General features: G+C 63.0%; 2 protein-coding genes. One reads left to right on the forward strand and one right to left on the reverse strand.

The genetic code is table 11. The features are described from left to right. Positions 1-56 precede the first annotated feature (56 nt). Positions 57-874, forward strand: a protein-coding gene (locus tag NA11_RS44520; protein ID WP_245746595.1) for an IS5 family transposase whose coding sequence is annotated in 2 segments (ribosomal slippage) — positions 57-410 and positions 413-874 — 816 coding nt in all. Because the reading frame shifts where the segments join, the coding sequence is not laid out codon by codon here. Between the two features lie 7 nt (positions 875-881). Here the strand turns inward: NA11_RS44520 and NA11_RS43600 are convergent. Beyond that, positions 882-1568: a DUF6461 domain-containing protein gene (locus tag NA11_RS43600; protein WP_069167993.1), complete on the reverse strand. Its 687-nt coding sequence runs from the start codon at positions 1566-1568 to the stop codon at positions 882-884. Positions 1569-1777 lie beyond the last annotated feature (209 nt).

A 1777-nucleotide genomic window follows, 5' to 3' on the forward strand; every position in this document is an offset into this window, starting at 1 on the left:
CCTTAGAGCGTGTCTTACGTGGCTGTAGTTAGCTGATCCGTGTTGGTTAATCTGTTGTGGTGGAAGAGCTTTCGTGGCGGTTGGTGCCGGATGAGTTGTGGGAGTTGGCCGAACCGTTGATCCCGAAGTTCAACACCCGCCCGCAGGGCGGCGGCACGACACCAGTGGACGACCGCGCGGTGTTCACCGCCATCGTCTACGTCCTGACCAGCGGATGCGCCTGGCGGTACTTGCCGCCCTCGTTCGGGGTTACGGTCCCGACCGCGCACCGCCGGTTCACCGAATGGACCAACATCGGCCTGTGGCGCAGGCTCCATTGCGCGGTCCTCGACGAACTGGGCGCTCGGGGTCTGATCGACTGGTCACGCGCGGTCTGCGACGGAGCGTCTGTGCGGGCCAAAAAAGGGGACCCATGACCGGCCCGAATCCGGTCGACCGAGGCAAGACCGGGTCGAAGATCCACGTGCTCTCCGACAGAGCTGGGCTGCCACTGTCGGTGGCCGTGTCCGCCGCGAACACCAACGACGCCGACGCCCTCAAACCACTGGTCAGGGCCATCCCCGCGATCAAGTCCCGGCGCGGACCGCGGCGCCGCAAACCGGGCAAGCTGCACGCCGACAAAGCCTACGACCACACAGAGCTGCGAGATTGGGTGCGCAACAGAGGAATTGGGGTCCGCATCGCCCGCAAAGGCATCGAATCCAGCCAGAAACTCGGCAAACACCGCTGGGTGATCGAGAGGTCGATCGCCTGGCTGTTTGGCTACCACCGCCTCAACATCCGATACGAACGCTACGCCAACCACTTCTGCGGCTTCCTCACCCTCGCCGCCGCACTGACCTGCTACAAGAAACTGGCGAAATCGAGGACTTGAGACACGGTCAAGCCTCGGATGGCGGGACGCTGTTCACCACCGTCGGCGGTGCCAGTCTGTCGCGGATGTGCACTGTGCCGCACAGGTATTCCGAACTGTAGAGCAGATCTTCGGTGACCCGTACTCCGGTGAGCCGTTCGGCCAGGGCGAAGGCAGCCGTGGTGGTCGGGCCGATCTCTTCGCGGTCCTCGTCCAGATTGAAGCCGATCTGCCTCATCTGCTCGAGGCACCCGTCCGGGTTGCTGCCCCAACGGTCGCTGGAAAAGAGAGGCTCGAAACCCAGGCGGAGGGCACCGTCCTCGAAGCAGCGGAAACGGCCGAGGCCGACGCAGTGGTAGTGCGAGACGAGTGTCGTCGCCGCTGACACCGGGCCTATGATTTCCTCGGTCACACCCAGGTAGCCGCCGTTCATCTCCAACGCCAGCGTCCAGTCGCCATCGGCCCCAGCCACTGTGGTCGCTCCGATGAAGTGGCCGCTATCCGGCTCGTCCCTGCGCCAGGAGATGTCGGAGAACTGCTTGCCGAGCGGTAGAGCGTCGAACGTGATCTGCGCACCGATCCGGTCCATGAACTCCCGTGGGGTGACCTCGCGCACGAGGGTCAAGCAATACCCGTGGAACAGCTTCTGGTACAGATCCCCGATCCACTCGTAGTCGGCCGCCACGGCCGTCGACGGTCCTCGATCCACTGACATGGCATCAACCTATGTGCTAGACGCCAGCGACTGCTCGTATCTCACCTCATTTTTCGATCATTCCGCCGCTCACGAACATGAAACAGACCATCAGGCTGTGCCGCCTAAGCTTCAGCGGCACATGACCGATACCTGCACCGCCCGCAACGGTGTCGAACCATCCCAGTAACTGGCGATGGCGAAATTCAGCGACATGAGACACGCTCTTA

This window comes from Nocardia altamirensis NBRC 108246, assembly GCF_001612685.1.
Taxonomy (GTDB): domain Bacteria; phylum Actinomycetota; class Actinomycetes; order Mycobacteriales; family Mycobacteriaceae; genus Nocardia; species Nocardia altamirensis.

Excerpts from the sequence above, each read along its gene's own strand:
- NA11_RS43600 (WP_069167993.1), bottom strand. The coding sequence starts at position 1,568 with ATGTCAGTGGATCGAGGACCGTCGACGGCCGTGGCGGCCGACTACGAG.